Annotated in this window: 20 protein-coding genes; 11 read left to right on the top strand and 9 right to left on the bottom strand. The window is 54.2% G+C overall.

The genetic code is table 11. The features are described 5' to 3' along the window. Nucleotides 1-85: 85 nt before the first annotated feature. The 3 genes from argF (at nt 86) to argH (ending at nt 4137) form a co-directional block, all read left to right on the top strand. Nucleotides 86-1051 (top strand): ornithine carbamoyltransferase, encoded by a 966-nt coding sequence (gene argF, locus MKY59_RS28265; protein ID WP_339274896.1) that lies wholly within the window; start codon nt 86-88, stop codon nt 1049-1051. 298 nt (nt 1052-1349) lie between these two features. Continuing rightward, on the top strand, nt 1350-2585 hold the full coding sequence (locus tag MKY59_RS28260; protein WP_339274895.1) for an argininosuccinate synthase: 1236 nt from the start codon (nt 1350-1352) through the stop codon (nt 2583-2585). 148 nt (nt 2586-2733) lie between these two features. Next, on the top strand, nt 2734-4137 hold the full coding sequence (argH, locus tag MKY59_RS28255; RefSeq protein WP_236420946.1) for an argininosuccinate lyase: 1404 nt from the start codon (nt 2734-2736) through the stop codon (nt 4135-4137). Between the two features lie 134 nt (nt 4138-4271). Here the strand turns inward: argH and MKY59_RS28250 are convergent, their stop codons facing one another. The 8 genes from MKY59_RS28250 to allC form a co-directional block, all read right to left on the bottom strand. Continuing rightward, nucleotides 4272-5057, bottom strand: coding sequence for an alpha/beta hydrolase family protein (locus MKY59_RS28250; RefSeq protein ID WP_339274893.1), 786 nt, complete (start codon nt 5055-5057; stop codon nt 4272-4274). A 186-nt stretch (nt 5058-5243) separates the two neighbouring features. Further along, nucleotides 5244-6599, bottom strand: a complete 1356-nt coding sequence (locus MKY59_RS28245) for an allantoinase (RefSeq protein WP_339274891.1) — start codon at nt 6597-6599, stop codon at nt 5244-5246. Nucleotides 6600-6645: 46 nt separating this feature from the next. Beyond that, nucleotides 6646-8040, bottom strand: coding sequence for an NCS1 family transporter (locus MKY59_RS28240; RefSeq protein ID WP_236420902.1), 1395 nt, complete (start codon nt 8038-8040; stop codon nt 6646-6648). Nucleotides 8041-8356: 316 nt separating this feature from the next. Beyond that, nucleotides 8357-9217, bottom strand: a complete 861-nt coding sequence (locus tag MKY59_RS28235; RefSeq protein WP_339274889.1) for a fumarylacetoacetate hydrolase family protein — start codon at nt 9215-9217, stop codon at nt 8357-8359. Further along, nucleotides 9214-10539 carry an amidase family protein gene (locus MKY59_RS28230; protein ID WP_339274888.1) on the bottom strand — a complete coding sequence of 442 codons (1326 nt, stop codon included), beginning with the start codon at nt 10537-10539 and terminating at the stop codon, nt 9214-9216. Before MKY59_RS28230 ends, MKY59_RS28235 begins: the two co-directional genes overlap by 4 nt. 104 nt (nt 10540-10643) lie before the next feature. Further along, a complete protein-coding gene (locus tag MKY59_RS28225; protein ID WP_339274886.1) occupies nt 10644-11945 on the bottom strand; it encodes a uracil/xanthine transporter in 1302 nt (433 codons plus the stop codon). Nucleotides 11946-12121: 176 nt separating this feature from the next. Next, complete coding sequence (locus MKY59_RS28220) at nt 12122-13372, bottom strand: alanine--glyoxylate aminotransferase family protein (RefSeq protein ID WP_339274884.1); 1251 nt, start codon at nt 13370-13372, stop codon at nt 12122-12124. Nucleotides 13373-13397: 25 nt separating this feature from the next. Continuing rightward, on the bottom strand, nt 13398-14642 hold the full coding sequence (allC, locus tag MKY59_RS28215) for an allantoate deiminase (protein ID WP_339278490.1): 1245 nt from the start codon (nt 14640-14642) through the stop codon (nt 13398-13400). A 171-nt stretch (nt 14643-14813) separates the two neighbouring features. Between allC and MKY59_RS28210 the strand changes: the two genes are divergently transcribed. The 5 genes from MKY59_RS28210 (at nt 14814) to MKY59_RS28190 (ending at nt 20395) form a co-directional block, all read left to right on the top strand. Next, a complete protein-coding gene (locus tag MKY59_RS28210) occupies nt 14814-16448 on the top strand; it encodes a PucR family transcriptional regulator (protein ID WP_339274882.1) in 1635 nt (544 codons plus the stop codon). 201 nt (nt 16449-16649) lie between these two features. Beyond that, the gene (locus MKY59_RS28205) at nt 16650-17273 is read left to right on the top strand and encodes a YhbD family protein (protein ID WP_339274880.1); all 624 of its coding nucleotides are present in this window, start codon (nt 16650-16652) and stop codon (nt 17271-17273) included. A 13-nt stretch (nt 17274-17286) separates the two neighbouring features. Then, nucleotides 17287-18012 (top strand): polymer-forming cytoskeletal protein, encoded by a 726-nt coding sequence (locus MKY59_RS28200; protein WP_339274878.1) that lies wholly within the window; start codon nt 17287-17289, stop codon nt 18010-18012. 38 nt (nt 18013-18050) lie between these two features. Beyond that, nucleotides 18051-18767 carry a hypothetical protein gene (locus MKY59_RS28195; protein ID WP_339274876.1) on the top strand — a complete coding sequence of 239 codons (717 nt, stop codon included), beginning with the start codon at nt 18051-18053 and terminating at the stop codon, nt 18765-18767. Nucleotides 18768-18844: 77 nt separating this feature from the next. After that, a complete protein-coding gene (locus MKY59_RS28190) occupies nt 18845-20395 on the top strand; it encodes an MDR family MFS transporter (RefSeq protein WP_339274875.1) in 1551 nt (516 codons plus the stop codon). A gap of 779 nt (nt 20396-21174) precedes the next feature. Here MKY59_RS28190 and MKY59_RS28185 read toward each other — a convergent pair. After that, nucleotides 21175-22605, bottom strand: a complete 1431-nt coding sequence (locus MKY59_RS28185; RefSeq protein ID WP_339274873.1) for a VanW family protein — start codon at nt 22603-22605, stop codon at nt 21175-21177. 251 nt (nt 22606-22856) lie between these two features. Here MKY59_RS28185 and ftsE point away from each other — a divergent pair, with 251 nt between their 5' ends. From ftsE to MKY59_RS28170, 3 genes are all read left to right on the top strand, one after another. After that, complete coding sequence (ftsE, locus tag MKY59_RS28180) at nt 22857-23543, top strand: cell division ATP-binding protein FtsE (RefSeq protein WP_236420891.1); 687 nt, start codon at nt 22857-22859, stop codon at nt 23541-23543. Then, nucleotides 23533-24450 (top strand): permease-like cell division protein FtsX, encoded by a 918-nt coding sequence (ftsX, locus tag MKY59_RS28175; protein ID WP_236420890.1) that lies wholly within the window; start codon nt 23533-23535, stop codon nt 24448-24450. The genes ftsE and ftsX overlap by 11 nt, the downstream gene beginning before the upstream one ends. Before the next feature lie 191 nt (nt 24451-24641). Beyond that, nucleotides 24642-25925, top strand: coding sequence for a M23 family metallopeptidase (locus tag MKY59_RS28170; protein ID WP_236420889.1), 1284 nt, complete (start codon nt 24642-24644; stop codon nt 25923-25925). The last annotated feature ends 67 nt before the right edge of the window (nt 25926-25992 follow it).

Below are 25992 nucleotides of genomic sequence, written 5' to 3'. Positions count from 1 at the left end.
GCGCCGCGTGAGAATGCAGAAGAGAATGGGTTTTCTTTTCTGCCCAGGCGGGTGCAGGGAACCGGAATGAAGGAGGATACGAATAATGACGCAAGCATCGCAAACCGAAATCAAAAAAATCGACCTTAGAGGCCGGGATTTCATCGAGTTCACGGACTATACGGCAGAGGAAATCCGTTATTTGCTCGATCTGGCCATCGAGATCAAAGGAAAACAGAAAAACGGCGTGCCTTATCAGCCGCTGAAAGGCAAAACGATCGGACTTATTTTCGAAAAATCGTCCACGCGTACGCGGGTATCTTTTGAAGTAGGCATGTTCCAGTTGGGCGGACACGCGCTGTTCCTCAGCAAAAACGATATTCAGCTCGGTCGCGGAGAGACGACGCATGATACGGCGAAAGTATTGTCCCGCTATCTGGACGGAATCATGATCCGTACGTTCGGACACCATAACGTGACTGAACTGGCGGAACATGCCGATATTCCGGTCATCAACGGTCTGAGCGATGCAGCCCATCCGTGCCAGGTGCTGGCTGATTTCCAAACGGTGCTGGAGCACAAAGGCAAGCTTGAAGGCTTGAAGCTGGCATACGTGGGCGATGGCAACAACATGGCGCATTCCCTCATGCTGGGCGCGGCGAAAATGGGCATCCATGTCGCAGTCGCTACGCCGAAGGGATACGAGCCGGACAGCGCCATCGTAGAGCAGACACGCAGCATCGCGAAGGAAAGCGGCTCTGAAGTTACGGTAACTTACGATCCGCATGAAGCTGTGAAGGACGCGGACGTGGTATACACGGACGTATGGGCGAGCATGGGCTTTGAAGAGGAGCAAAAAGTGCGCGAGCAAGCATTTGCGGCCTACCAAGTGGACGAAGAATTGATGAAAGGCGCAAAGCCGGACTATCTGTTCTTGCACTGCCTGCCGGCGCACCGCGGCGAAGAAGTGAGCGAAGGCGTCATTGACGGCCCGAACTCCGTCATCTTCGATCAAGCCGAGAACCGTTTGCATGCACAGAAGGCCTTGATGGCCGCGTTAATGAGCGAATAACCGCCGTTTGCCTCAAAATGGTTGATTTTGAGGGCGGGGTTAGCGATGATAGAGCAAGCGAGACTTATCATTATTTATTAATTATATTTTTTGATAGAAGTGGATTTGATGTTTGTGCATTAACGGAGAGTGCAGAACCAATCTGGAGAAGCGAAGCGCTCGCCTTTATCACCGGATTTGCCCGTTTATAGGGTGATCAAAAAATCCGGGGATAACGAAGATCGGAAGATGGTACTGCAATCGGAGTGGTGTGCGCAACCCAACATATTCACGGATATCAACTTTGGGGGAAGCGACAATGGCTAAGGAAAAAATCGTACTCGCCTATTCCGGCGGACTGGACACATCGGTCATTTTGAAATGGCTGAAAGAAACATATGATGCGGAAATCATCGCCTTCACGGCAGATATCGGTCAGAAAGAAGAGTTGGACGGACTGGAAGAGAAAGCACTCGCAACGGGCGCGTCCAAAGTGTACATCGACGATCTGCGCGACGAGTTCGCGAAAGATTTTATCTATCCGATGTTCCAGGCAGGCGCTCTGTATGAGGGACAATACCTGCTCGGCACAAGCATCGCGCGTCCGCTGATCGCCAAACGCATGGTGGACATCGCCCGCGCCGAAGGCGCTACGGCGATCGCTCACGGCGCTACGGGCAAAGGGAATGACCAAGTTCGCTTCGAGCTGAACGCAGCTGCATTGACACCGGATATTCAAGTGATCGCGCCTTGGCGTTTGGAAGAATTCCGCAACCAATTCCCTGGACGTGCGGAAATGATCGCATATGCCGAGAAACACGGCATTCCAGTTACGGCTTCCGCAGCAAAACCATATTCCATGGACCGCAACCTGCTGCACATCAGCTATGAAAGCGGCGTGCTGGAAGATCCTTGGTTCGATCCAAGCTCCGAAGAAAATAAAGACATGTTCCTGCTCAGCAGCTCTCCTGAGGATGCGCCGGATCAACCGGAATATCTGGAGCTGGAATTCGAAAAAGGCGATTGCGTGGCATTGAACGGCGAACGTTTGAGTCCGCTGCAAGTCATGGAGAAACTGAACGAGCTGGGCGGCAAACACGGCATCGGACGCGTCGACATGGTGGAAAACCGCTTCGTCGGCATGAAAAGCCGCGGGGTATACGAGACGCCGGGCGGTACAATCCTGTTCACCGCTCACCGCAAAATGGAATCCATCACGATGGACCGCGAAGTGATGAACCTGCGCGACAGCCTGATTACGCGTTACAGCACGCTGGTATACAACGGCTTCTGGTTTGCGCCTGAACGCCTTGCCTTGCAAGCGCTCGTGACCGAAAGTCAGAAAAACGTGACCGGAACCGTGCGCGTGAAGCTGTACAAAGGCAACATTATCGGCGCAGGGGTTCAAAGCCCTGTCAGCCTGTACAATCCGGACATCGCCACGATGGAAGCGGATCCGACGCAAGCGTATGACCAAGGAGATGCAACCGGCTTTATCCGCTTGAACGCGCTGCGCCTGAAAGTGAACTCCGGCGTAGAGCAAAACAAAAACTAATTCGCGGGCGCCGGGCGTTTTTAATGGCTCGGAACGTGCATATACAAGCTGCCAGCGTTGGCATGCATAATCAATGACAAGGCGGGCCGTTCTTGCCGAAACTTCGGCAGGAGCGGCTTTGTCCATGAGCGAAAGGGGAATATTCACCGTGAGCAAGCTGTGGGGCGGACGTTTTACGAAACAAACGAATCATCTGGTGGAGGAGTACACGGCATCCATCAACTTTGACAAAGCGCTGGCTGAGGAAGACATTCAAGGCAGTTTGGCCCATGTGACGATGCTCGGCAAATGCGGCATTTTGCCTGCCGAAGACGTGGAAACGATCAAGGAAGGCCTGATTACCGTGCTGCACAAAATCCGTGCAGGCGAAGTGGAGTTCTCGGTATCTGACGAAGACATTCATATGAACATCGAGAAAAACCTGATCGAAACGATCGGCCCGGTTGGCGGTAAATTGCATACGGGGCGCAGCCGGAACGACCAGGTCGCGACGGACATGCACTTGTACCTGCGCGAGCGCGTGGTTGGTTTTGTCGGCATGCTGCATGCGCTGCAGCAAGCGTTGATCGGGCAAGCGAAGGACAATCTGGATACGATCGTGCCGGGATATACGCATTTGCAGCGTGCGCAGCCGATCCTGTTTGCGCATCATTTGATGGCTTACGTGTCCATGTTCCAACGCGATGCAGAGCGGCTGATGGACAGCTACAAACGCATTAACGTGCTGCCGCTGGGCGCCGGAGCGCTTGCCGGAACGACGTTCCCGATCGATCGCCACTTCGTGGCCGAGCAGCTCGGGTTCGACGGCGTGTACGAAAACAGTCTGGATGCGGTCAGCGACCGCGACTTTATCGTCGAGTTCCTGGCAGCGGCGTCCCTGATCATGACTCACCTTTCCCGACTGAGCGAGGAATTGGTGCTGTGGAGCAGCACGGAGTTTGGCTTCGTGGAGCTGGACGATGCGTTCTGCACGGGCAGCAGCATCATGCCGCAGAAGAAAAACCCGGACGTACCGGAACTCGTTCGCGGCAAAACCGGACGGGTATACGGCAATCTGATGGGCTTGCTCACGGTGCTGAAATCTCTCCCGCTTGCTTACAACAAAGACATGCAGGAAGACAAGGAAGGCATGTTCGATACGGTGGCTACGTTGGAAGGCGCATTGCAATTGTTCGCTCCAATGATCGCGACGATGAAAGTCAACAAAGGTCGCATGCGTCAGGCCGTCAATCAGGACTTCTCCAACGCAACGGACATCGCCGACTTCCTCGTGGGCGAAGGGCTGCCTTTCCGCCAAGCGCATGAAGTCATCGGCAAAACGGTGCTCTACTGCATCCAGAACGGCAAATATTTGCTCGATCTGACGATCGACGAATTCCGCCAGTTCTCCCCGCTGTTCGATGAGCGCATCTATGATGTGCTGCAGCCGGAGGCGGTGGTCAACGCCCGTAACGTTTACGGCGGAACGGCATCCGGCCAGGTTGCCGAAGCGATTGCACGCAGCGAAAAGGTGCTCGAGCTGACGGAGCAGTGGATCGAAAACCGCGGTTAATGTTTGGTCCGAAATGACTGGTTATATACAAAGAAGCAGGGTGAGAGCGTAAGCTCTCGTTCCTGCTTCTTTTTTTGGTAAAAGACGAAGCGGGCAGAACGTAAAATTCTGCTCCGATCGCTCTCGCTCGCCGACTATTCTTTCTTCGCCAATGGCAGCCATTTCAGGACATCCTGGATTTTCGCATCCCAATATCCCCATTCGTGAGCCCCAGGCCCTTCTTCGTAAGTCAGTTGGAAGTCTGTCTGTGCACAGGCCTGTCGGAACGTTTGATTGTCTTCGTAGAGGAAATCCTCTGTGCCGCAGCATTGGTATAAAAGAGGGCGAGGTCCTGTGGAAGCTTGGCTTTCCTTCAGCAGATGGAACAGATCGTTTTCCGTCCCGGCGATGCTCGGCCCGAAAATGCGTTCCAGCTCCGCGCGACTCAGTGCGCCGGAAGCGTTGTCCATGTGCGCTGCCATGTCGAGCGCGCCGGACAAGCTGGCTGCGGCCGCATACTGGTCCGGCTTGCGCAGCGCAAGCTTGAAAGCGCCGTATCCGCCCATGGAGAGGCCGGCAACGAAGTTGTCCTCCCGGCGGTCGGACAACGGGAAGAACGAGCGCGCAAGCGCGGGCAGCTCTTCGCTGATAAAGCTCCAGTACCGTCCGCCTTCGGCCATGTCGGTGTAGAAGCTGCGATGGACTTGCGGCATGACGACGGCAATGCCGAGCTGAGCCACATAACGTTCGATTGAGGTGCGGCGCAGCCAAATGGAATCGTCGTCGGACAAACCGTGCAGTAAATACAGGGTAGGATGAAGTCCTTTGCCCGTTACATTTTCCATGCCGATCTGGGTGTGGGTTTGCTGCGGGAGAATGACGTGCATACTTGTGCTCAAGCCAAGCGTATCGGAATAAAAGTTGCAAGTGATCAGTGCCATAACGTGAAGTAACCCCTTTCATTCGTGTTTATACCAAGATTAAATGGATTGTCCCTCTTTTGCAATCATGAATATGGATTTCTCGAACGGTATCCCGTTAGCGATGAAAATAGAAGGGTAGCAGCATGCTTAAACGAAAAAAAGCGGGTTGATCTCTCAACCTGCTTCTTTGTGATTCGTATCTATTCATGGCTTCTGCCAGCTGCCTGTCGCAGCCTCCGTCGACACTTCGCCGCTGCGAGCGACGATATGTCCCCGAACGACGGTACCGGCCACGCTGCACGGGAAGGTATGTCCGATATACAGGCTCTGCTTATGTTTCGCATAATAATTTTCTTCCGTTACCGTAAACGCTACGTTCAAATCGACGATCGCCAGATCGGCATCCATCCCGATGGCAATGGTGCCTTTGCTGCCCGCGAGACCGAAGCGCTTCGCCGGATTCGATGCCGTCCACGCGGCGACCTGCTCGAGCGGGATGTCGTGCGCCAGTGCCAGTTCCAGGGCCGACAGCAGCGTGAACTGTCCGCCGCTAATGCCGCCCCAGGCCTGAAAGAGGTTATAATCTTTCGGGTCCTTCATCTCGTACGGACACGGTGAATGGTCCGACGACAACATATCGAATTTGCCTTGTGCCAGCAGGGCGATTAGCCGTTGCTGCTCGTCTGCTTCCCGCAGTGGAGGCGCGCACTTGGCGATGCTGCCTTTTTCCCGCAGGCTATTGTGATTAAAGAGCAGATAATGCGGGCACGTCTCAACCGTTACATTCATGCCGCGAGCCTTCGCCGCCTCGATTTTCGCCACGGCCGCAGCCGAACTGATATGCACAAAATGCAGCGCGCAGCCGGTTATTTCCGAATAATGCAGCGCGCGTTCCACCGCTTCAACTTCGGCGAGAATCGGGCGAGTCTCCAGATAGTCGTCAGCACTCACTAGTCCCGCCGCTTCCTTTTCCGCTTTCAGCCAGTTGGTGATTGCTGCGCTCTCGGAATGCAAGGCCAGTACCTTGCCGAGTGCTGCAATCTTTTTCATGCCGTTCAGGAGCGTCATGTCGTCCACGGCTTCGAATTCTTTGTTGCCTGTCGTGGACAGGAACGCTTTGAATCCAATCACGCCAGATTCCGCCAAAGGCTGCAGATCGTCTTCGTTACCCGGCACGAGTCCGCCCCAAAGGCCGAAATCGACGAGCGACTTTTCGTTTCCAAGACGAGCCTTATCCAGCAGAGCCTCCTCATTCACCGTAGACGGAATGCCGTTCAGCGGCATATCGAAGAAGGTGGTGCAGCCGCCGGCAGCCATCATGGCTGATCCGGTCGTAAAGCCTTCCCAATGCTCGCGGCCCGGCTCGCTGAAATGAACGTGCACGTCGATCATGCCTGGAAGCACATGGAGTCCCGCCGCGTCCCACTCCTGCTCTGTTTCGCCCTCCAGTTTGGCGGCGATTGCCGCGATTTTTCCATCCTTGACCCCGACATCGACTTTCGTGACGCCGTCCGGCAGCACCACGCTGCCGCCGCGTACAATCAGATCGTAACGTTCCATGCGCATCTCTCCTCTTAGGTGGTTTCCAATGTATAGTTCAGACCGTTTATTCAAAAATCGTGCCCTTCTTGAACGATGAGCCTTTGAAAGCGAGTTTGCTCAGCAGTAGGTATGCGATGCCCGCTACGGTAAATCCGATGATCCAGCCGATGTCGACCAGTAGGAATGCTGCACCTGCTCCGATCAGCATGGCGAGTATGGCGCTCGGATTATAGCCTTTGAAAGCGCCGTTTTCCAGATACAGCTCTACCGTATCGACCTTCTGTTTGCGCAAAATGTAGTATTCGACTAACATAATTGCGACGATCGGACCAAGGAAAGCGGAGTAGATCAGGATGAACATGTTTAAGCCTTTGGCCGAAGAATCCTGCACGAGTACCCAAGGGAAGGAGCAGAGCGCGAGTAATCCGGTTATAATGACGGATGCTTTGTATTTCAGCTTGGTAACGAGCGAGATGACGTAAGCTGGCGGTACGATGTTGGCCACCATGTTGACGGCAACCGCACCGATGACGATGAAGGCGGACACACCAACGGTGATATACGGATTGTCGACGATGACGGCGAATGCTTTGACCGGATTGGAAATGCCTGTCGCCGCGGCCATCATGGCCCCGATCGTCAGGACGAAGCCGTAGGCGATAAAGATGGGCAAGAAGTAAAGCATACTGCGCTTTTTGTCGCTGATGCCGCTTTTGAGCTCACGGGAATAGTCCGCTGCGCTCAGGAAGATCGCCGCATAGTTGCCGAGAAATACCATGATGAAGGCGAAGAAGGGAAGTCCCCATGTCCCCTGAGCGTTCACCCAATGCTCGGCAATTGCCGTGCTGTGGGAATTGAGCAAGATGCCGAACACGTAGACGAGGGCCAGCATGATGACAACGGAAGCGAGCGTCTCCACCCACTTGATCGCATGAAAGCCATAAAGCGAGAGAACGATCTGAACCGCCTGCAGCACCACGAAACAAATCGGGATGCTGTCGAAGCTGCCGCTACTCAGCACCTTCACAATTTCATTCAGCGCCGTTGCCCCGACCCAACTCTGGAAACCGTACCAGACGATGGCAGGCACGCCGCGCAGGAATGAGGAAATCATCGAGCCCTTGATGCCGAACGACATCCGCAGCTGAACAACGTAAGGGATGCCCGTCCGGTAGCCGAATCGGTCGTTCAGGGCGAAAATAACGGAAATGATACCGATCGCAATGATCGCGGCTACAAATGTCTGAAACACATTGAGCGTAGCGACGCCAGCGGCAATCAGGCTCGCCCCGAGCGTCATGTTGCCGAGGTTCACGCCGTCCCCGATCCACATAAACATGTAAGATACCGGTCCAATCTTTCTGTCGCTCTCTTGCTTCGGTTTCAGGGAGTCGTCCACACTGATCTTTTCCTGCAGCTGCGTCTCCTCCAACACTCGACCTGCCAAATTCGTAGACATACTCGACCCACTCCCTCGTTTTTATTGGGTGTGCAAGGCTGGTCGGTTTGAAGATTAAACGACCGTTCGGCCAGCCTTTTGCATATATCCCAGATGATTTAATGTAAGATAACATTACTCTAATATGTAATGTATACTGACCTTTGGTTTATGTTTCTTATTTTATCACCTTATCTTCATAAATCATTGACAAAAACGTAGATTGTCATTGGGTTTGCTGTTGAATTTGACTAAAAAAATATTACATATCGCGTAAGTTTATATTGTAAGCGCTATATTTCCGGGTTTTGATGTGTAAAAGTACAAGGAATTTGATTCAGGTCTCCACGATATTGCTCAGTGTTTTCAGCCCGGCGATTCGGCATTCTACCTTGTCTCCCTGTTTGATCACGACGGAACCGGGCGTTCCTGTTAAAATAATATCTCCCGGATGCAGCGTCATCACATGTGAGAGGAAAGAGATCAGGTAAGCAGGGGAGAACATCATCCTGCTGACGGTATTACGGTGCGCCACTTCACCATTCAGCACGGTCTCGACCTCCAGTTCCGCCAGGCTCGCATATTCATCAACTGTAGTGAGGGTGGCGCCCAGGCTCAGAAACGTGTCGAAGCTCTTGGCGCGCTGCATGAATCGGGGATTGCGAGAGTGGATATCCTTGGCAGTCATGTCGAGCGAGGTCGTGAAACCGGCCACGACACTCATGGCTTCCTCTTCACTGATTCCCTTGCACGTTTGGCCGACGACGATCGCCAGCTCTGCTTCCGCGGTGATTTGCCCCGCTCGATCCGGGAGACGGATGCACTCGCCGGGACCGATCAGCGATGTGTCTGGCTTGAGGAAAATGACCGGCTCTTCCTCCGGCGGACGTCCGGACAGCTCGATTGCTTTTGCCATATAGTTCATGCCTACGCCAATCATTTTTCCCGGCTGGCGGTAAAGTGCACGATAAGAGACTTGTCCGTGCACGAGGGCAGGCAGTTCAGTGAGGAGAGTCTTTCCGCCGCCGGTATACCAGCCGAGCAGAGTGTTTAGTTTGTTTTTTTGCAGCAATGCCAACAGATCCGTTTCCCAATCCGTCCCTTCCCGTTCGTTCAGCCATACCAGCGGGATGATGCCCCGATCCGTCAAAAAGGCGGCTTGCTCCCGTTGTTCGTGTACAATTGTTGCGAGTTTCATCCGCGCACCTCTTCCGTAACATGTTTTGCTGTCCAGTGCAGCAGTTTCATATCCGTATTCGGACCGCCGATAAAGGAAAGTCCAAGCGGTAGCCCGTCCTGGCGGATCACGGGGATGGTAACCTGGGGCAGGCCCGAAAGTCCCGCGATACAGGACAATTGCATGGTCTTCGCCCGGTAATCCTCGGCTTCCAGACCTTGCAGCCCAAGCAGTGGAGCGGGGCCTGGTGCGGTCGGTATTGCCAGGAGCCCGTCTTCGCCCAGCAGTTCAACGAGCTTGCTCCGAATGCGGACGCGCAGTTCGGCTTCTGACGTGCTGGTGGATTCCTCGAGTGTTCCGGCCCATGCAAAACGTTCCGCGATTCCCGGGCCAAACTTCGGACGCTCATTTGTTATCCATTCACCGTGTTCCCGAGCGATTTCCAACCCCTGAAGCACGCGGAACGCCGCCGACCAGTCAGTCAGGCTCTCCGTATGTCCTGTCAATCGGACTGCGGATCCACCATTCTGCCAGTCGGTAAGCTGTCGGAGCTTCGTATTCAGAAGCGAGCGGTCTTCGGCTTCGAGCAGGCCCCATGCTTCTTCCGCCGTGAAAAAACGCGTGAATTGCGGTATGTCGCTGCCGGATGGGTGAACTTCCGCGTTTTCACTGAAGGTTTTGCTGACCCGCTCAAAATTCGAAGTGCCTTTGCTCTGTTCCAGCAGAACGCTTCCGACGTCTAATAAAACGTTCGCAGTCCGGCTCATCCAGCCGACCGTATCAAAACTGCGTGCCAGTGGAATGACGCCTTCTGACGATACGGCTCCGTGCGTAGGGCGGAAGCCATATAGGCCGCAGTATGATGATGGAATGCGTACTGAACCGCCAGTATCCGTTCCTATGGCAAAGTCGACCAGCCCCGCCGCAGCCGCGACGGCCGAACCGCTTGACGAACCGCCGGGGATCCGGTCGGGTGCGGCGGGGTTGACCGGCGTTCCGTAATGGGCGTTCTCCCCGTTCAGGCTGTACATCAGCTCGTCGGTCTGCGTCGTGCCTTCGAGTTTTGCGCCGTTTGCCAACAAGGCCAGTAATGCCGGAGCGGTAGATTCGGCGGGTTTGTGCGTGCGCAGCCAATCCGGGTTGCCGGCACCGCTTGTTACGTCCTTGATGTCGAAGACGTCTTTGACTGCAAAAGTCAATCCGGTGAGCCGGCCTGTTCCGGTGCACGGCAGCTTGATTGAAGCGTCGACGAAAGCTCCCCGTTTGTCGGCCTTGGGCGGATTATTTTCCGCCTCAGCGTTTCGTTTTGATACCTCTGTATGAACCTCGTGTATTCCTCTCATTATGTTTCTCCTTTCGTTTATGAATCGAGGTGGAGAGCGCTCCGGGAAGAATGGGCTTCTCCTTAATCATGTACTCGATCATCGTTCAAGCCCGCTGCCCCTGCTTACCGTGCGGAGCGGAAGCGGACCCGGTCCAGCAGCAATGCCAGTAAAATGCCGACCAGCAGGCCGTTTCCGAGCAGTGGACGCAGCAGTGGGGGCAGCGAAGAGAAGGTTGATGACGGCAATCCCATAACGATAATTCCGACAAATAAAGGCGCTGCCGTCCGGTACAGGTTCGCCACATCCATACGAATTTGGCCGAAATATTGCAGCGAAGAGCCAAGCAGCCGCAAATACGTCACCAACAGCACGGCGCTCCCGATGCTTAGCGGCAGTTGCGTCAGTACAGCACTGACTGCCGGAATCAGGCCGATTCCGAAGAACAGCAAACCGCCGATCACGAAGGGGAGCCGATCCCGGATGCGGGTTTGCTGGAGAAAACCCACGGACGAAACATAAGGTGCATATGGCACAAGCCCCAGTAGCCCGGACACGACCGCGAGCACGCCGCTGATCGTGAAGGAGCGTCGGTACTGGCCTCCAGATGCCTCTTGTTCGTAAATGCTGTCGGTTCCTTTCAATGCCCCGAATGTATTCGAGGTGTTGACTAAACCGGCGATGACTGCAATGGCTACAACACCGGTGTCGAGTCCATCCGAAGGTCCGCCGAGCGGGAACCAGCCCGCTTCCAGCTTGCCTGATCCGGCTGTTGCGCTCTCTCCGCCGAAGATCAACACAAACAGCGCCCAACCGCCCAAAATGCCGATCAGCAGCGCATATTGTCCGATCGCGGCTCTGGCTTTTACCGACAGAACGGCGACGAAAATGGCCACTGCTGCGGCTAAGAGGAAAATGCTTGGCTGAATGACCGAGGCTTCGGAGGAAGAACCTGCTGATATGCCGAGCATGCCTTCGAGAAAAATCGTGTTCAACCTGCAGCCGAGCAGGAACATGAATACTGCCATCACACCTGGCGTAAACAGTTTCGATAATGGAGCGGCCAATCCGCATACACTGATCAGAACTGTGATTACGCCTGAGATCATGATTCCGACCGCCAGACTGCCGCCCAGTTCCGTTAGCGAAATGCCCAGAGACGGCGCGGATGCGCTGAGGCTCAGGATAACGCCCCACCATAATCCGGACTGTCCTTCCATGACAGCTCTTTGATGCCCAAGCCCTGCTTGTACGACACAGGCAAGCCCTGTCAGGACAAATGAGCATTGAATCAAAAATTGAATTTTCTCCTGCGGCAGCCCGAAGGCTGCTCCGACGGTGATCGGGATGACGACCGTATTCGTGAACAAAAAAAACAGCCACTGCAGCCCTGCCAGACCCGAGCGCAGCGAGATCAAATGGTTCATACTTCACCTTCCGCTTGGAGCTTCGTTGAATCCGTTCAAGCGGCGCATCCATGCGCAGAACGCTTTTCATCGAAGCTGAATTTATGCAAAAGGATTCCGGAGGTTTCCGGAATCCTTTGTAACTGAAAATCAGTGTGAACGGACGCCGCGTCTTGTTCTTCGCGTCGTAGCCCGTCTTAGCTTTGCGATGCAACATCTAACCGTGCTTGTTCATACACATCAAGCGCCTCTTGCACGCCGCGTCCGATCACGATCGGAGCGTTATGTCTGATCAGCACAGCTTCCAGCGCGGACAGAACGAAGAGGACGTTCTCTTTGCGGCAGCTGTAGCCCATCGTGCCGATCCGCCAAATCTTCCCGTGAAGCGGGCCGAATGAGCTGGCAATCTCGATGCCGAACTGTTGTAGAAGCATGGTTCGGACGGACTCGCCGTCGACACCTGCCGGAATATTCACGCAAGTCACGACCGGCAGCTTCCATGCGACGTCGTTGAATAACTCCAGGCCCATGCCTCGGATGCCGGCCATCAGTGCCTTTTCGTGCAGTTTATGTCTCTCGAAGCGTTCTTCGAGTCCTTCGTCGAGCAGAATGCGCAGGCCTTCGCGCAGCGCGTACAGCATGGACGTGGCCTCCGTATGATGATTCAGCCTGCGCGGTCCCCAGTAATCCTGCAGCTGGCTTAAATCCAGGTAGTTGCTGCGGATCGGCTGCGCGACGTTCCGGCGGTCACTGTCGATCGCGACGCCGCGCTCGACCTTTTTCCGGCTCGCCAGAATGCGCTCGACTTGCTCGTTATAGGTGACTGGAGCCATCCCGGACGGCACGGAAATGCATTTCTGCGTTCCGCCGATGACCGCGTCAAGCTGCCATTCGTCCACTTTGACCGGCGCGCCGCCGATCGAAGCGACCGCATCGACGACTGTCAGCACGCCTCGCTCGCGACAAGCTGGTCCGATTTTGTCCAATGGCTGCATGCAGCCTGTTGAAGTTTCTCCGTGCACAATGGCTAAAATTTTCGGCTGTATGCGCTCAACTTCATCGATGACGGCTTGTTGGTCGAACACTTCGCCCCATGGACACTCCATGAAGTGAAGCTCGGCACCATAACGCTCTGCAATCTCGGTCAACAGATGGCCAAAGCGGCCGAAGATCGGAATGAGTACCTTGTCGCCTGGTTCGATCAGACTGCAGAGTACGGCTTCCAGTCCGGAGCGGGAAGTGCCGTCGACAGGGAAGGCCCACTGGTTCGCCGTCTGGAACGTCTGCCGCAGCATGTCCATGGTTTCGTTCATCATCCGCGTGAATTCCGGATCGAATTGGCCCAGAATCGGCGTCGCCATCGCGCGCAGCACTCTTGGATCAGCCTCGACCGGCCCCGGCGTCATAATCGTTCTCAAAGGTGCATGGATTTCCCGGTACTTCGTCATCTCGTAACGCCTCCTGATTGTTTGTTCAATAAGCCAACTTATACAGCAAGTCGATCAGCAGGCGCACACCGCGCTGCAAATCTTCCGTATTCGTAAATTCCTCCGGCGAGTGGCTGATGCCGCCCCGGCTCGGTACAAACAACAGCGCCGTCGGACAATAGATCCCGAATACCTGTGAGTCATGTCCCGCCCCGCTGGTCATCGTTTTGTACGAAATGCCTTTCTGCTTCAAAATATCTTCGGCAGTCGCGCTCAGTACAGAGTCCATCGCGACCGGCGACTCGTCCATCCATTTCCGGCAAACGACGTCTGTTCCATGTTCGGCCGCGATGTTCTCGAATTCGCCAAAGCATTCCTCGCAGAACAACCGTATTCTCTCCGCATCGCTGTGCCGCACGTCCAAGCTGAAGGTGACCTCTCTAGCAATCACGTTTCCGACATTTGGCTTGACATCCATCCGGCCGACGGTGGCGACCAGTCCGCTCTCGTCCGCTTTGGCACGAAGCGTTAGCAGTCGGATCAATTCGGCTGCGGTAAACATCGCATCGTGACGCCAATGCATCGGCGTCGTGCCGGCATGATTGCTCTCGCCGCGAACCGTAATATCGTAGCGGCGCTGTCCGACGATATGACTGACAACGCCGATGGATTTCCCTTCGCGCTCCAACACCTGGCCTTGCTCGATGTGCAGTTCGATAAAGCATTCCAGGTCGCGGCGCTCCGGCTGCGGATGCTGTCCGAATCCGAACCCGGCATCCCGCATCGCTTGCTCGAACGGAACGGCGTTGGCGTCCTTGATGTCGCGAACCTTCTTCCGGCTCTTGACTCCGGTAATATTGCCGGAGCCCCAGTAGGTCATCGGAAAGCGGCTTCCTTCTTCTTCGCATAGGGACACAACCTCGATCGGCTTGAGTGGCAGGCCATAATGGGTCAGTAAATATTCCACGGCAATCAGCGCGGCGACGATGCCGTAGGCTCCGTCATATTTGCCGCCGTCTTTCACTGTGTCGATATGCGAACCTGTCAGTATGACACGCGCTTCAGGATCACGGCCGGCAACGCGGCCGAAGAGATTGCCGACATCGTCGTAGCGGGCAGACAACCCGATTTTTTCCATTTTCTCTTTGATTGCCCGCTGGGCAGCTATCCAGGCGGGGTCATACAGCAGCCGTGTCACCCCGCCGCTTTCGTCTCCCCCGTGGGAGGCCAGCCATTCGATCATGTTTTCGACCTGTTCGGATAAGGCTGACGGATTCGGCTGTTCGATCATCAATGTAATCTCTCCCCATTCCGGCACCACAAGCTTTCCAACCGGTGTTATATTTGTTAACTTGGCAATATGATTAATTAATCGTAAAATAAAACAAAAGGGAAATCATTCACGTAAATGTAGAAGAATTAGAAAATTTATTAGTCATGTTAACCAAAGGGTGAGGGAACGATGAAACTGGATGATCTGCTGAAGCTGCCGGTGTTTGATGGGACTGCCATTGTCGCGGGAGCGAAGGGGGTGAATCGGGAAGTTTACACCGTCAATATGATGGATGCCCCCGATATCATTCCTTACCTGAAAAGAAATGAATTGCTTGTTACGACGGCCTTTCATTTTAAGGACGATCTGCCGGCACTCCTGGAGTTGATCCGGCAGATGAGTCGTCAGGACTGTGCGGCCCTCGGCATAAAAAGCAAACGGTTCCTTGGCGGTATTCCCGAGTCGGCGGTCCGGCTTGCGGACGAGCTGGGACTGCCGCTGATGGAACTGCCTGTGGAACCGTCACTCGGGGATATTGTCAATAAATCGTTGAGTCATATCCTCGACGTGCGGACAACCGAACTGCACAATGCCATGAAGACGCATCGACAATTCACTCAGCAGATTATGAGCGGCCAGGGCATTCCGAAGCTGCTGGACCAACTGGCTTCCCTGCTGCGGTTGCCTGTTCTTCTGCTTGGTCCTTACCTGCAGCCGATCTGCGGTCGCTTCTCCGCTGCCTCCACCGCGGTTCGTTTTGAAAATATGCTGTCCGGAGGCAGTCGTGTTCATGTGGCACCTTCCATTTTCTCCGCTTTCTCCTTGCTGGACGAAGAACGACAGACGATCACGCTGTTTCCGGTATATACCCATAGACAACTGCATTACCTCTGTATTGAGGGTTTCGTTTTGCCGACCGAACGTTCGAGTATTCTGACCGTGGAACAAGCGACCAATGTCATCGCGTTCGAGCTGATGAAGGACAACGCGCTCAAGCAAAATCGTCGCCAGATCCAGAACGAGTTTTTCGCTAACTTCATCGGGGGTTCGTTCTCGAGCAGTGAGGAGATCGCCAGCCGAGGCCGGGAATTCGGCCTGTCTTCACACCAGCGGTATATCTGCGCGGTCGGCAAGCTCGATGGTACCGACAAAACGACCTCGTTTATGCAGTACAAAGCGGAGCAGGACCGCATCGCCGAACATCTCGAAGCGGAACTGGCCCATTTCCGCCATCCGCTGCTTTTGTTCAACCATGATCGCTCATACGTGATCTTGATGCCGCTGGTCCAGGAGTGGAAAGAGGTTGAACCTTCTTTTGTGGCGCTTCTGGAACGCCTTCAGATCAAAATCGCTGCTCATTACGGAGCGGAACTGTCGTTCGGCGTCAGCGGTTATGCGCAGCCTCTTGCCCAAATCCCTGTCTCTTATAAGGAAGCGAACGAAGCGCTATACTTCGGCAGCATGGCGGGCAAGACACGTTTTATTGAACATTATCAGCCCAAAGAAGTGCCCGAAATTTTGCGCATGATCCCACACGAGCATTTGCGGAAGTTTTACACCGACACGATGCAAGGTTTCACAGATGAGACGCTTAAGGATCATCATATGCTGCTCCAGACGTTGTCTGTTTACCTGGAGACCCATTGCCAACTTGCCGAAACGGCGAAGCGGCTGTACATCCATCGCAATACGGTTATTTACCGATTGGAAAAATGCGAGGAGATTATCGGCCGGAGTCTTAAAGATCCGGAGGAAACGCTGCGTCTGCGTATGGCATTCAGAATTAAAGCGTTGCTGCCGGAAAACGGAATGGAGAAGAAGTAAGGAAACAAACGAAGAAGATATCCGTGCCGAGAGCGGCGGACTTTCCTGACGGGGGAGTCCGTCGTTTATTTTTGTTAACGGTGCCGTTGGAGCGGGTTTCATCTCCGGGTATAGAAGTGTGTTTCCCGGGAAGCATTGAATTATGATTTACAACGTAACAATGTTATGTTACGATGTTTGCGACGAAAGGGAGGTTCGAAAATGACGGATGATTTGATCTCCAAAAAAGAATTGCTGGACCTGACGGGCATATCCTACGGCCAGTTGTACCGCTGGAAACGGAAAAACCTCATTCCCGAGGAATGGTTTGTCCGAAAGTCTTCTTTTACCGGGCAGGAGACGTTTTTCCCAAGACAGCAAATACTGCAGCGCATCGATAAAATTTTGAATATGAAAGACGGCTTGTCCTTGGACGAATTGGCCGATGTGTTCTCGCCTACCCTTGGGGAAGTACAGATGTCAGCAAAACAGCTGATAGACCGAAACATTGTTACGGAGCTTTCGCTTGGTTTATTGAAGGAAGCTGGACGCGAGCAGCCGCAGTATGCACTTGAGCAGATCATGATGCTTTACGTTCTGGAGAAGCTGCTTATGGGCGGGGACATTACACGCCAGGAGGGAGCTCTGCTCATTGGCGTCATGGCGGAGCATTATTATCGGTTTGCCGGCAAGCCGTGCGAGCTGCTGTTATTGCGCAAAATGGGCGTGCCTGCATTCATGCTGGCCGGCGCGGGAGCGGAGATTTACTTTGACGACGGGGTAAAGGTCGTCCTGCGATTGCCGCTCGGCACGTTCATGGAAGAATTGAAACTCAAATTGGGATAGGGAGAGATTGCACATGGAAGAACGGGATTTGCGCAATGATCTGAATGTATCTGGTGTGAGCAAGGCGGCCGGAGGGCAGTTCCATCGCGTGCGGATCGATGGGGTGGCCAAAATCAACGGAGACCTGGATTGCACCTCCATGGACGTCAATGGAACATTGCGCCTTGAGGGTGGGGTAGATGCAGAGAGCGCCACGATCAACGGCGTGTGTACGATGAACGGCCCTCTCCGCTGTGAGCGCGCTCGCATTGACGGGCTGGCGACCATTCACGGCGATTTGAAAAGTCCTGAATTGGATGTCAACGGAAAATGCAGCGTGCACGGAAGAGTGGATGGGGAGCGTATCGACATTGGCGGCATGGTCAGCGTTGATGGCGATGTGCAGTGCGAATCGCTCCATGTGCAGGGCAACATCAAAATCAGTGGTTTGCTGAACGCAGGGTCTGTGGAGATCAGGCTTCATACGGCCTCTTCGGCCAAGGAAGTTGGGGGTGAAACCATCGATATCCGCAGCGGGGAACAAGGCGGGTTCTGGAAAAGCATCGGTCTGGGCGGCAAACCATCTTTCAAGGCCGATCTGATCGAGGGAGACGAAGTCGTGCTTGAGAATACGGAAGCGGATATCGTGCGAGGCGGCAAAGTCCATATTGGACGAGGATGCAAAATCCGGCTGGTCGAATATTCGAACATGTTGGATGTCGATGGGGATGCCGTTGTAGGCAGCAGCAAACGTATATAAGAGAAGCGATGTGAGGAGAGAGGAAGGTGGAATCGTATATGGATCGTCAAGCTAAGGGTTCATCGGCGCAGCCTGGGGACATCAGCATTACCGGGGAGAGCAGCTGGGCAGGCGGTGAATACCGCAAAGTCAAAGTCGTGGGTGACTCCACGTTTAATGGTGCTACGCGCTGTCGCCAATTCAAGTGCACCGGGACATCGGTGGTGAAGGGTTCGCTTGATGCGACCGAAATCAAAGTGACGGGAACCCTCGCTTTGGTGGCTGCCGAGGATGGAGGCAGGGCCCAGGCTCCGGGGAACGAAACAACCGCTTCCGGTCGAGAAAGCCAATATGATCTTAAGGCGGAAGAGGTAAAAGTGTTAGGCGAGCTGCATGTGGCCGGAAACTGCCAGGCAGAGCGGATTCGGCTAACCGGGCGCATTGAGGTAGGGGGCATGCTGAGCGCCGAACAGCTGAGCATTCAATTGAAAGGTCCATCCAGGGTCCATGAGATCGGCGGTTCCCGAATTGAGATCGGGCGGGGCCGTGGAAGGCTGATTCAAGGGCTGCTCGGGCAGCATGCCGTGGCGACGCTGAAGGCGCACGCGATTGAAGGAGACGTTATCGAATTGGAGGACGCTGAGGTTGACGTCGTCAGGGGTCATCGGGTCGTCATCGGCCCGGGATGCCGAATCGGTTTGGTGGAATATACGGAATCGCTGCAGGTCCATCCTCAAGCGGAGGTTAGGGAGCAGCGCAATCGGTCTCGGGACTGATTAACCCCGGAAGCATTTCGGCTATACTAGTCCAGTCGAAAATTGAATAGATCGCGGAATGGAGAGATTGGATTACGATGGCTGTACGGAAAAACAATATTGGATTGGTGCTGGCAGGGCTGCTGCTCAGCATCCTGATGGCTTCGATGGACAATACCATCGTGGCTACGGCGATGGGGGACATCGTCGGCAAACTCGGGGGACTGGACAAATTCGTATGGGTCACCTCCGCCTACATGGTCGCCGAGATGGCAGGCATGCCGATTTTCGGCAAATTGTCCGACATGTACGGACGCAAGAAATTTTTCGTGTTCGGCATATTGGTATTTATGCTGGGATCTGCCTTGTGCGGCACGGCAACGTCGATCGTTGAACTGACAATGTACCGGGCCGTGCAAGGGATCGGGGCAGGCGCTTTGGTGCCGATTGCGTTCACGATTATGTTTGACGTGGTTGCGCCGGAAGCGAGAGGCAAGCTAGGTGGTTTGTTCGGCGCGGTATTCGGACTATCCAGCGTATTCGGCCCGCTCCTCGGGGCGTATATCACGCAATACGCGGCATGGGAATGGGTATTTTACATTAATTTGCCGCTTGGCCTGATCGCGTTTGTGTTTATCGCGTTTTTCTATAAGGAGTCGCATCAGCATCAATCCCAGCAGATCGACTGGCTGGGGGCGGCGACGCTGATCGGCGCGGTCGTGTGCCTGATCTTTGCGCTCGAGCTTGGCGGTAAGGCGTATGCATGGGATTCGGCGCAGATTCTCGGCTTGTTTGCCGGATTCGCCGCGTTGACCCTGCTGTTTCTGTATGCGGAGAGCAAAGCGAAGGAACCGATCATTTCGTTTGCCATGTTCCGCACCCGGGTGTACTGGTCCAGCAATGTCATGGCGATGTTCAGCGGGGCGGCATTCATTACCGCTTCGGTGTACATTCCGATTTTCATTCAGGGTGTGCTCGGCGGAAAAGCCACGAATTCGGGGCTCGTACTGCTGCCGATGATGCTGGGTTCCGTCGTCACGGCCTCGATGGGCGGTGTGTTGATGACCAAAGTCCGGTATCGCAGCATCATGATTCCTACGCTTGCACTGCTCGTGGTTGGACTTGGTCTGCTGACGACATTGGATGAGAACTCTTCCTTGTGGACGATCCGGATTTTCATGGTGTTGATTGGTCTCGGCGTGGGCGGTTCCTTCTCGGTGCTCAGCAATGCGGCCATGAACGCGTTCGAGCCGCGCCAGCGCGGTGCCGCGAGTTCAACGCTGAATTTTCTGCGATCCTTGGGCATGACGATGGGCATCACCATTTTCGGAATCGTGCAGGGGCAAGTTTTCACGCAAAAAATGAGCGAGGCTCTTGGTGGCGGCGCGGCGGGCAGCGGAGCAGCCGCAGGCGGCATACCGCAGGGCGTGGACCTGACCGACCCGCATGCGCTGCTCTCGCCGGAGCTTAGGCAGGCGATCCCGCCGCAAGTGCTGGAGGCGATCACGCATGCGCTCTCCTCTTCCATCGTGCAGCTGTTTGCCTGGGCCATCATTCCGGCCGCGTTGGCCTTGATCGCCGCGTTTTTTATGGGCAAGGACAAAATGGTTGTGGGCGAGGAGCAGGGAGAGTATACCGCAGGCCACTAAGTGGGAAGTTTGGTTCATGTTTTGCTGAGCATATTCCATCACGCAAACTTGCTATTGCAATGAACGACTCGTTCGAAGCATCGGCAGCAGGCAAGCGTTGTGGAGGAGCATCCAATCCATGCTTGGCGTGATCCATCAAAACAGAATCGTACATGCAGCAAACGAACGCAAACATACACAATGAATGTTAATTATCCGCATCACTAACATCATCGAGGGACCGTCCAGTCATAAATATGACAGGGGCGGTCCTTTTGATGTGGAGCGAACAAGCTGTAACGAATCTGAGGCACCTTATTCCGTGAAAATCAGCATGTGGAAAATTGTAATGAACCTGACGCACGTTATTTCAAGGGGATTGCGCCTAAACAGCGCATTTTCCTATGAATAGCGTGTCCTGGGTTCGTTACAATTTTTGAGTGTGCAAAAGCCTCCATATAACGCGTGTGAAGTTCGTAAGCGTACTCGCGATTAGCCCCAAGTCGCAGTGAACCAGCCTACCGGCCCCGAGCACACCTGGAGAATGATAAAGGAGCGCAACCATCCGAACCTCACCGTTCGTATTAGGTTGTGCTCCTTTTATCACATCGGGCACATGAATACACAAGTGCAATCTATGGAAGCTTCTGTTGCAAATACCGCGTCATGCTCTTCAGCAAACTATGTCGATAGATGCATAAACCTTCTGCGCCTTCGCATGCCTACATTGAACTCACCCGAGATTGACCCTGCATGACCTGTTCGCCCTGCCCTCGGGACCATCATCTCCAAACTTTCCCTCAGGGGCTGCTGCTGCTGACCCCATCCTCCACGACGGACGGTTCCTGCAGATCGGGCAGGCTGCTGTGGCCCGAGCGGGCAATCAGGCGGTTTTGTGCTTTGTACGTGTCTCGCGAGATCGTTTGGGTTTCCACGACCTTGCCGTCGACTTTTTTGATGCGAACGGTTTCTACGATATATCCCGGTTGGCCGTTTTGGAGAACCTGCTCTACGCCTTCGGGCAGCACGTTGCTTGAGACGTATTTCACCGGAACGCCGAGCGTTTCGACCGTCCGGGATTCCAGCTCATAGGTGACATTCTCGGGGAATGTGCCGAAAAATTTGACGGTGAGGTATCCGCCCTGAACCTTGGCATGGATTAGCAGCGACTTCCCGGTATTGTTTTTGAAACGGAAATTGATCGCCCCCGAGGCAAAAGTGGCATCAAGTCCTTTCGGCAAATACTTGACCGGCAGGGAATGATTGCGGCGCTCGACGATGTCCAGTCCCGTCAAAAGGGCGGCATTGTATACGGTGCTCGATACTTGGCAGATGCCGCCACCGATGCCTGGCGTCAAGCGGCCGTTCACGATCACCGGAGCTTCACGGAAGCCGTATTCTTTTTCGGCCTTGCGAATGACCTTTTCATAATCGAACATGCCCCCCGGAGGCAGAATCATGCCGTCTACCGCCTGGGCCGCCGAGCTGACGTTATGTATCCGTCCGTTGCTGCTGTTTCCCAAGCTTGTGGAGAACTGGACGATTTTCCGTTCGATGCCTTCCTGCTGCAGCGAATGCACGGTCACCTCGGGTTGCTGGGTGTACAGAGGGAGCCGAACCGACACGGGTTTGCGTTCCGTGGCGGAGTCAATTCCGGTAAAATCATGAGGCAGCTTGGCTGCCATCAGGCTTGCCAGCTCATCCCAGGCGATCCGGCGGGCGCCTTTCTCGGGGATGTATTGTACTTTGTCGCCTGCGGTGATGCGGCGGACGGCGTTCGCGGGCGATCCGAAGGTCTCTTTTTCCCATTCCGGATTCAATCTCTTCTTGAGGATGCCTGCATCATACGACATGTCCAGCGACCACGTCTCGGCGAAATGATAGCGCGCATAGGCACGTTCCCATACATCCCCTTCCTCCAACGCCTTAACGGCGGACCGGAATGCGTCTGCCCCATAGCGGGCTCCCGTTTCGGATGCCGTGAATTGCAGTGTTTGGGGTTCCGGTTCGACCACTTCAAGCGAGACGGGCCAGTCCGATAGCTGTTGCAATCGCTCGTCCAGCGTGCTCAAAACACTTTTACGGGGCTGTCCCCCCACGGACCAACCGCCAACGACGACTTCTTTGGGGAGGTTAGGCTGGTTCACGTACATATAGAGCACACCGTAAGAAGCGGAACCGAGAAGGAGTAACGAAAAGAGGGCAATGACCGTCAAATGTATTTTTTTCATCAGCGTACGCTCCTTTTGGCTTCTGTTGTTCCGTCATTTGCAACATGCTTTATCTATATGATCCAAGGTTGGAAAACTTTCGGGTACTCAAAAGGTAACAAATTTGTTACAATAAATTTCATGTGCAGCCATTCTTCGGGCTCGAAAAAGGGAGAATGCGGGATTGCTGATGAAATTCAGTCTTTTTTAAAGGAAATGACGGTATGATGTCGAAAGTATAATGGCTAACTATGCGAGCAGGAAGTGATGATGTGATTGAAATGCAGGACGTGTGGAAGACCTATCCCAATGGTACCCACGCATTACAAGGGGTGTCGGTGAAGATCGACCGCAACGAATTCGTTTATATTGTCGGTCCGTCCGGGGCGGGTAAATCGACATTTATGAAATTGATGTACCGGGAAGAAATTCCGACCAAAGGACAGATCTCCATCAACGGATTTAATATCGGCAAGCTGAAGCCGCGCAAAATCCCTTACGTACGCCGCAATATCGGCGTTATTTTTCAGGATTTCCGGCTGCTGCCGAAAATGACCGCGTATGAGAACGTAGCCTTTGCGATGGAAGTCATCGAGGCGCCAAAGCGCCATATCAAGAAACGGGTACTGGAAGTGCTCGACCTCGTCGGTTTGAAAGGAAAAGCGAATCGCGAGCCTTCCCAACTGTCGGGCGGCGAACAGCAGCGCATTGCGATTGCGCGGGCCATCGTGAACAATCCGTCCGTCATTATCGCGGACGAGCCTACGGGCAACCTTGATCCGGAGACGTCCTGGGGCATCATGCAGCTGCTGGACGAGATCAATTTCCGGGGAACGACGATCGTAATGGCGACCCACAACAAGGATATCGTCAACACGATGCGCAAACGGGTTATCGCCATTGAGCGCGGTCAAATCGTGCGCGACCAGATGAGAGGGGAGTACGGTTATGAATTTTAGCACTCTCGTGCGCCATTTGCGGGAGGGATTCAAAAACGTATTCCGTAATGGCTGGATGTCGGTGGCCTCAATCATGTCGATTATTGTCTCGCTGCTTATTTTGGGCGTGTTCATGCTGCTGGTGCTCAACGTGAATTCCATGGCGAATCAAGTGGACAGCCAGGTGCAGATCAGCACCTTCCTTGAGCTCAACGTGGACGAGCAGATGCGCAATACGCTGGAGCAGGAGATCAGCGCCATGCCTGAAGTGAAGGAAATCCGCTTCGTTTCGAAGGAGGAAGGGCTGAAGGAATTCCGCGAACGGCTCGGCGATAGCGCAGACAACGTGCTTGACGGTTTTGACGTGGACAACAATCCGCTGCCGGAGACGATCGAAGTCGAGGTCATCGAACCGGAAACCGTCACTTTTGTGGCGCAAAAAATCGAAGCCCTCAATGAGAAGCATCCGGAAAAACCGATCATGAAAGTGAACTACGGCAAAGAAACGGTAGAAGTCCTCTTTAAGTTTACGAAGCTTGTGCGCAACATCGGCTTTATTTTTGTCGGCGGGCTGGGTCTGATGTCCATGTTCCTGATCTCGAATACGATTCGCGTAACGATTCTGGCCCGTCGCCGGGAGATTGGCATCATGAAGCTGGTCGGTGCCACGAACACGTTCATCCGCTGGCCTTTCTTCATTGAAGGGGCATTGATCGGTCTGATCGGCTCGGTCGTTACGGTAGCGGTGCTATTCTTTGGGTACAGCCGCCTGATGGCGACCATTTCCCAGGATATGTTCATGCAGATGCTCAATTTGATCCCGCTCGGGGATATTTGGTTCCTTATGGGTACATTGCTTGTGGTTTTGGGTGTGCTCGTAGGTATTTTGGGAAGCACGTTGTCCATCCGCAAGTCGCTTCAAGTGTAAGCTGCGGACGGCGCGAATGATTGGAAATTGCGAATTTTGTCGAAATCGAATGGCAAAGCAGGTTCACTAACGGACCCTGTTTGACGATATGTACATTGACGGAGTCTTTTAGATGAAGAAAGCAGGAACATGCTGTTCACCACCTGTGCAGGTTGCTTTCTCGTGAATTCATAGGATGGGGGATCACCATTTTGAAAAAAACAGCTTCGCTGCTGGCCTTATCGTTATTGGCCGGTTTGACCTTTCAAGCTTCTGACGGATATGCGCAAAGCATCAGCGATATTGACAAGCAGATTCAGCAGTTGGAGAGCAAAGCGGCTGCCGCCAAAAAAGAGCAGCAAAAAGCCGCTGCCAACAAGCAGAAGGCCCAACATTACAAAAACAAAACCAATGCATACCTGAAGATCGTCATGGAGCAGATCAACGTGGTCAGCGACGAACTGACGAACGTTACCCTGGAGATCGAGAATACGGAAGAAGATCTCCGAACCACGAAAAAGGAGCTTAAGGCTGCAGAAGAGCGCATCGTTTCCCGCCAAAAATTGCTCGAGTCGCGGGTGCGCCTGATGTACACGGACGGTGCCGTTTCGTATCTGGATGTTCTGCTGTCCTCCACGAGTTTTTCGGATTTCCTGACACGTGCGGATTCTCTGAAAACGATCGTGGACCAAGATCAGCATCTGCTCGATGAGCACAAAAAAGACAAACAGCTTGTCGTGGAAAAAAAGGCGGATTTGGACAAGCAGTATGCTGAAGCCAAGAGCCTGTACGCACAGAAAAAGCAGCGCAAAGCGCAGCTGGACCAGAAAGAGAAGGAGAAGCAGGTGCTTCTCGCCTCTTATGATGCTAAAATTGAAGAGTCGGAAGAGGCAACGCAGGAGCAGGAGACCATGCTGCTGCAAATCGCCAGCAAACGTTCCGCATTGCTGCAGGAGAAAAACAAGCTGCGCGAACAACAAGCCGCAGCCGCGGCCAAAGCAAAGGCCTTGGCAGCAGCCAAGGCGAAAGCCCAAGCTGCAGCCGCAGCCTCTGCGAAGACAACGACCAAGGTAAGTTCAGACGGAGGTTCTTCGTACAGTTCCGGCAGCGGCATCTTCTCCAAACCCGTCTCCGGAGGATATGTCTCCTCGCCGTTTGGACGCCGCACGCATCCGATTACGGGCGAAGTGGGCAAGATGCACAACGGCGTTGACTTCGCCGTGCCGATCGGTACGAGCGTACATGCCGCATCCGACGGCATCGTCATCGTGGCCGAATGGATGAACGGATACGGAAACACGGTCATCGTGGACCATGGCGGCGGCTTGTGGACGCTGTACGGCCACTTGAACAGCATCAGCGTGAGCAAAGGTGACAACGTATCCCGCGGAGACAAAATCGCGGAATCGGGCAATACCGGCAACTCGACCGGTCCTCACCTTCATTTTGAGGTACGGGACAACGATAACCCTGTCAATCCGATGAACTACTTGTAGACACGGCATCTGCCCGGGAATGGAAAGATCATAATCCGTACAAGCTAGACATATACTAAGCTGGCAT

It is taken from the genome of Paenibacillus sp. FSL W8-0426, assembly GCF_037969725.1.
Classification (GTDB): domain Bacteria; phylum Bacillota; class Bacilli; order Paenibacillales; family Paenibacillaceae; genus Paenibacillus; species Paenibacillus hubeiensis.
The sequence above is the reverse complement of the archived record's forward strand: the minus strand, read 5'-3'. Positions and strand labels throughout refer to the sequence as shown.